This is a genomic window from Allobosea sp. P1_A7 (genome assembly GCF_056406775.1).
The window spans coordinates 1-6,030 of sequence record NZ_JBFTZN010000331.1 but is presented as its reverse complement, the minus strand read 5'-3'; the positions used below and the strand labels follow the sequence as shown (position 1 = coordinate 6,030).

Sequence of the window (6,030 nt, the reverse complement as noted above, 5' to 3'; positions counted from 1 at the left end):
GTCCGCGAGATCGCCAGCGAGAACGGGCTGCAGCTCAGGCTGGCCACCATCCGCTCGGATATCCCGATCGAGCGCGCGAAGCAGGCGGTGGCGGCGAACGAGGTGCTCGACTTCGAGGCCGGCTACCCCCTGACGCAGGGCGCGCTCGACGAAACGGTCACCCTGGTCGCGCAGATGGGGCATGAACCGATCTGTGAGGCGCTCGACGCAGGCGCCAACGTGATCATCGCCGGCCGCGCCTGCGACGACTCCGTCATCGCCGCCTATCCGATCTGGAAGGGGGCCGATCCGGCCCTGGCCATCCACATGGGCAAGATTCTTGAATGCGGCGCATTCTCTGCCGAGCCATTCGCCATGGATGTGATGCTCGGCACCGTGGACGAGGACGGCTTCGTGCTGGAGCCCGGCAGCATCAGGCGGCGGGCTTCCGTCAAATCCGTCTCCGCACATTCGCTCTACGAGCGCGAGAACCCGTTCAGGCAAGGCGGCCCGGGGCATGAGATCGACCTCACCGGTTGCTCCTTCGAGCAGCTCGGCGATAGGCAGGTGCGCGTCACCGGTGCCAGGCTGACCGAGACCGAGGACTACTATGTCAAGCTGGAGGGCGCGCGACTCGCCGGCTTTCGCTCGATCGCGATCGCCGGTATTCGCTGTCCGACCACGATCGCGGCGCTCGACGGCATCCTGGACCAGCTCGAAGAGCGGGCACGCGACTATTTCGCGCCCGATCTTATTTCGGTGCAGTTCCATGTCTATGGCCGCGACGGCGTGATGAAGGAGCTGGAGCGGGAGCATTCGCCAGCGCGGGAAATCGGCCTCGTGATCGAGGTCACCGCCGCTTCGCAGGAACTTGCGCATGCCGCCTGCCACCAGATCAGCGGAGCCATGCTGCACCATCACTACGAGGGCATCATCAACCCCTCCGGAAACCTCGCCTTTCCCTATTCCCCGTCCGACCTCGATGTCGGCCCCGTCTACGAGTTCAGCGCCTATCACCTGATGAAGGTGGCTTCGCCGACCGAGCTTTTCCCAGTCACGCTGGAGGATTTGTGACATGGCCGCCCGTCCGCTCCGCGAGATCGCCGACATCGTTCGCAGCAAGAATGCCGGTCCCTACCGCATCACCTTCGACATCCTGTGCAGGGAGAAGGCGAACTACGAGACCATCCGGAATTCCGGCGCGATAACGCCGGAGACGGTCGCGAAAGCTTACAGTCTTGACCCCTCGGACATCTCATCCTTCTTCGAGATCGACATGGCCAACGCCATCAAGATCACGATCAGGCGCCCGCGCGCCCAGGGTTCCGCGGGCGAGGGCGACATGTATGGCTGTCAGCAGCACGTTCCGTTGATGAACATGCTCGTCCCAATAGGTTAGACCACGCTGCGCTTGAAAACCGCGATCCACTTTTCGGGCCGATGCTTTCGTGGAACGGCCAGGCCTCCTGGCGATGGTCGCGCTCATGCACAGGACCGAGTCCGCCGTCTCCGCCATCTCGCTCTGGCCCGCCCTCGAAAGCCCGGGCCGTCATCCCCGGGCCAGCCGCCGCCCTTCCTGACGGCGACRCCGGGACCGCTGCTCCCCTGCGGCGATATGAGCGTCGCGCCCGGGGGCCGAGAGGAGCGCGGCAGAGCTCGACCAGCTTCACCCGGTCGCCGGCCTTGATCGCTGTGATCAGCGCCCCATGCTCGGCGCGAGCCCTGCGCCGGATGCGCGGGGTTTGCTGCCGTGATCGAACGGGCGCCATGAACTTTCTGCGCCATCATCTGGATCGGCGCGACCAGATGCGCGTTGCCGCAACTGGTGAAGAAGACCCGGTCGCGATTGGCGCGAAATGGCAAGACGGGCAGGCGGCCCATGCACGAAATGCCGCGGCGGCAGTCCTGGCGGGGCGGATCACGGGTTTCCCCCGCCCCCTGGGCTGGCGATAAGCCGCAGCACGGACGCGGACCCATTCGGTCATGCCCCGATGAGCACATGAATCAGAGACGCCAATGAGGTGCCGTTCCATGCGAATGACGTCGATCTACAGCCTGAGTTTCCTGGTTCTCGCGCCATGCGCGGCGTATGCGCAGACGGTTCCGGTCAATGTCGACAACTTCAAGCGCGCCGAGACCGATTTCTATATGGCAAAAACGGCCGCTGACGGCGGCTTCGGCAAATTCGCCCATAGCAGGACGCCGACACCGATCGACAAGCAGCCCGTGGTCCGGATGAACCGGGATACGCTCTACTCCCAGGCGCTCTTCGACCTCGACGCCGGCCCGGTGACCATCACCCTTCCCGAAGCCGGGAAGCGCTTCATCTCGATGCAGGTCATCAGTGAAGACCATTACACCCCGATGGTGGTCTACAAGCCCGGCCGCACGACGCTGACCAAGGACAAGGTCGGCACCCGCTATGTGTTCGTTGCGGTCCGTATCCTTGTCGACCCCAACGACACCAAGGACCTCGCGCAGGTTCACGCGCTGCAGGATGCGCTTAAGGTTGAGCAGAAGTCGGCTGGCAAGTTCGAGGCCCCGAACTGGGACCTGGCTCAACAGAAGAAGATCCGTGACGCGCTCGAAGCGCTGTCGGCGGCATCCGGCAGCTTCACCAACGCCTTCGGCCCGAAGGGCAAGGTCGATCCGGTCAAGCACCTGATCGGCACGGCGGCCGGCTGGGGCGGCAACCCCGACAAGGACGCATCGTACCCCTCGTTCACCCCGGCCAAGAACGACGGCACAACGGTTTACAAGCTCAAGGTCAAGGATGTCCCTGTCGACTCGTTCTGGTCGATCAGCGTCTATAACGACAAGGGCTTCTTCCAGAAGAACGATTACGACGCCTATTCGGTCAACAGCATCACCGGCAAGAAGAGTGCCGATGGCGCGATCGACATCCAGTTCGGCGGCTGCGACGGAAAAATCGCGAATTGCCTGCCGATTACGCAGGGGTGGAATTACACGCTTCGGCTCTACCGTCCTCGGGCCGAGATCCTGAATGGCAAGTGGACGATGCCGGAGGCGCAGCCTGCATCGTAGACGGCATCGGCCCCGTTCGTCCGGCCGGCAAGCAGCGGTAACCTTCCACCCGCTCAAGCCGTTGGCCGCATGGTGAAACCGGGACGGCGGTCGTCCGCCGTTCCGGTCCTCCTCGGACGGAGACTGAAGCTTCGCAACCTCGGCGTCCTCGCTCCGGACCGGATGAACACCCTATCGAGAGCTCACATCGAGATCATCGGACCGGATATCGTATCCAGTCCGATGATCTAACCCTTTGTCTTTGCATCGGCTTTGCCCCGAAAGCCGCAATCCACTTTTCGGGGCGATGCTTTAGCCATCTGTGATTGCATCGGCTTTCCCGAAAACGGCAGTCCACCTTTCGGGCCGATGCCCTAGAACCGGACGTCGATCCTGCCCTTGAGGGCATGATCGTGGGCCTTGTCGCTGATCGCGGCGCTGTAGCTGACGCCGAGCGTGGTGGTCGCGGTGGCGCGCCAGGCGAGGCCGGCCTCGGCCACCAAGGCGTTGCGGGCAAGCGGGGCGGCAAAGGTCTGGAACGGCGTTGCTGCGCCGAGGAAGGCGAGCTTGGCTGCGGGCGTCGTGTCGCCAAAGGCATGGCGCCAGCCGAGCATGCCGCGGGCCAGCAGCGGCGTCGCGCCGAGCTGCATCTCGGCCCGCAGCCCGAGCGTCGAGAAGCCGAGGCGCTGATCACGGCCGAGCACCTGCAGTGCGGTCGGGCCACCTGTCTCGGCGTCGCGGCTGGTGCGGACCGTGACGGCTGCGATCTGCGCGAAGGGCTCGAACGAGACCGGCCCGTAGGGCAGGGCGTAGCCGATCTCGGCGAAGGCCTGGGCGGTCGCGCTGCGGCCATCGAAGTGCAGCACATCGGAGATCCCGGGCAGTGTCACCCGGCGGGTCACGTCGAGATCGCTCCAGGCATAGGCCGCGCCGGCCCGCAGMGAGACCGCCCCGAAACGCATGCCGCCATAGAGCGCGCCATGGGCGCTGCCCAGTTCTCCGCTCGAGCGGCGCCCGTCGACATCGAAATCGCTGYGCGTGTAGCCGCCGGCAAGGCCGAGGCGCCAGTGCCCGGCGTCGCTCCAGGTCGAGTTGAGCTCGGCGCCGAACAGCATGCCGCCGCCGCGCCGGTCGAGCGAAGCCGCGTTGCGGTCTCCGTCCGTGCGTSCCTGCGCTCCGATCGCCTCGCCCCAAAGCGTGAAGCGTTCCATGGCGAGGCGCGGCGCCGGCAGAGCCGTGCCGGCCGATCTGCCGGGCGCGTCGGCGCTGAAGGCGCCCTCGACCATGCCGCCGGACGTGCCGCCGGCCAAGGGCCAGCGCAGCCGGTTGAGGATGGATTCGCGGATGAGGTGGCTGTCCTCGATCGCGACGCTGACCGCCCGGGCATGGATCTCGCCCGAGAGCGCATCGAAGCCGGCGCGGGCGTCGGCGACACTTGCCGTGAGCAGCGCATCGTAGACACGATGACCGGCGCCCAGCGCTTCGGCTGCTCCCGCGGCACCGGCCTGGTTGCGGGTCAGGGCGACCTGCGGAAAGGCGATCGCGTTGCGATCGAGCGTCAGCGCCACGTCATTTGCGCCATAGGCGAGGCTCGGGGTCAGGAAGGCGAAGTTCGAGGTCACCGCGGCGAACTGGCCGATGACCCCGCCCTGCGCGGTCAGGATGGTGTAGCGCGTCGAGGCGCCATACCCGCCTTGTTCCGCCAGGAGCTGCACCGTTCCCCCGGACACGGTCGCGGTTCCGGTGGCGGCGATCCTGTCGGACTGGCCGGCGGCATTGACCTCGAGCTGATAGGTCGAGCCGGGAGCGAAGGAGATGTCGCCGGCGACGGTCAGCGTGCCGATCGAATTGCCCGGCGCGACCGTGCCGGCATGGCCGACAACGACGCTCCCGACCGTGCCCGAGCCGCCGAGCGTGCCGCCGGCCAGGGTAATCGCGGATCCCGTCAGCGAGCCGTTGACCGTGAGCAGGCCCGACAGCACGGCGGTCGCCCCGGTATAGCTGCTGTTCCCCGTCAGAATGAGCCRGCCGGAACCCTGCTTGGTCAGCGTCCCCGTGCCCGAGATGTTCGCGGCGAGCGTGGCGGTATCGACAAAATTGGCGAGGATCTCGCCGTCATTGACGATCGCCGGTGCAACGAACGTGCCGGCAAGCCCGCCGGCGCCGATCGCGAGCGTGCCAAGGTGGCCGATCTGCAGGCCTGCGCCGGCATTGACGGTGCCGCCGTCAGCCGCAGTGAGAGCACCGGTGTAATCGCCGCAGCCACAGCCGGGATAGCCGACGAGCAGGCCGCCATTCGCGTTCAGCACGGAACCGGCGCCTGTTACGCTGACGCTGGCGCGGGCAAATCCGAGCGACGGATCCGGGTCCGAGCCGATCCAGAGCGGCCCGGAGGAGTTGACGGTGCCTCCGGCCGAGATGGTCAAGGCACCAGTGCCGCCGAAGGAAAAGCCGCCGACGAACAGAGTGCGGCCGACCGTCCAGCTCGAGCCGGGCCCTGTCACCGTGACGGTCGTCGACGCCCCGATGCCTTCGATAGCCGCCTCGGCCCTGCTCTCCATCGCGGCGCCGGCGCTGATCGAAAGGCCGACGTTGCTCGGGCCACCGATCCCCGTGAAACCTTCCACGGTCACCAGGGAATTCGGGCCGGAAACCTCCATGTTCGACTGCATGGCGAGCAGCCCGGACGGATCGACCATATGCAGCCTGCCGCCATTGACGACCCGCAAGGTGCCGCCGGCCACAGCGATGCTGCCTAAGCCCCCCGCCGGATCGCCGACGCTCAGCGACCCGCCATTGATTTCGAGTGTCGGGTTCGAGCAGCCGCAAAGGAGAAGCAGCCCTTCGATGCTGTTGCTCGAGCCGGTCAGCGACAGCGTGCCGGGCCCGTCAAGGGAGAGAGAGCCTGGGCCGGAGATCTGGCCTGAGAAGATAGTTGCGAGGGGCTTGGCGCCGATGCTCAGCATGGTGCCACTGCCGATGACGACATTGCCCGCTCCCGACAGCGCACCCACCGTGGCGCCGAAC

Annotated in this window: 5 protein-coding genes; 4 read left to right on the top strand and 1 reads right to left on the bottom strand. The window is 66.4% G+C overall.

The annotated features are described in order from the left end of the window. The 4 genes from AC1D34_RS33115 to AC1D34_RS33100 form a co-directional block, all read left to right on the top strand. On the top strand, positions 1-1,053 hold a 1,053-nt coding region (locus AC1D34_RS33115; RefSeq protein WP_476826525.1), incomplete at its 5' end, for an acyclic terpene utilization AtuA family protein. A 1-nt stretch (position 1,054) separates the two neighbouring features. Next, the gene (locus AC1D34_RS33110) at positions 1,055-1,378 is read left to right on the top strand and encodes a DUF4387 domain-containing protein (protein ID WP_441493593.1); all 324 of its coding nucleotides are present in this window, start codon (positions 1,055-1,057) and stop codon (positions 1,376-1,378) included. 368 nt (positions 1,379-1,746) lie between these two features. After that, positions 1,747-1,932, top strand: coding sequence for a hypothetical protein (locus tag AC1D34_RS33105; RefSeq protein WP_441493594.1), 186 nt, complete (start codon positions 1,747-1,749; stop codon positions 1,930-1,932). A gap of 84 nt (positions 1,933-2,016) precedes the next feature. Next, positions 2,017-3,024 (top strand): DUF1254 domain-containing protein, encoded by a 1,008-nt coding sequence (locus AC1D34_RS33100; protein WP_441493596.1) that lies wholly within the window; start codon positions 2,017-2,019, stop codon positions 3,022-3,024. A gap of 353 nt (positions 3,025-3,377) precedes the next feature. On the opposite strand, the gene AC1D34_RS33095 is transcribed toward AC1D34_RS33100, so the two are convergent. Then, positions 3,378-6,030: autotransporter outer membrane beta-barrel domain-containing protein (locus AC1D34_RS33095; RefSeq protein ID WP_476826524.1), on the bottom strand; the 2,653-nt coding region annotated here is incomplete at its 5' end.

Bases quoted from the DNA above. Each gene is read 5' to 3' on its own strand.
- AC1D34_RS33110 (WP_441493593.1), top strand. From the start codon at position 1,055: ATGGCCGCCCGTCCGCTCCGCGAGATCGCCGACATCGTTCGCAGCAAG.
- AC1D34_RS33105 (WP_441493594.1), top strand. From the start codon at position 1,747: ATGAACTTTCTGCGCCATCATCTGGATCGGCGCGACCAGATGCGCGTT.
- AC1D34_RS33100 (WP_441493596.1), top strand. From the start codon at position 2,017: ATGACGTCGATCTACAGCCTGAGTTTCCTGGTTCTCGCGCCATGCGCG.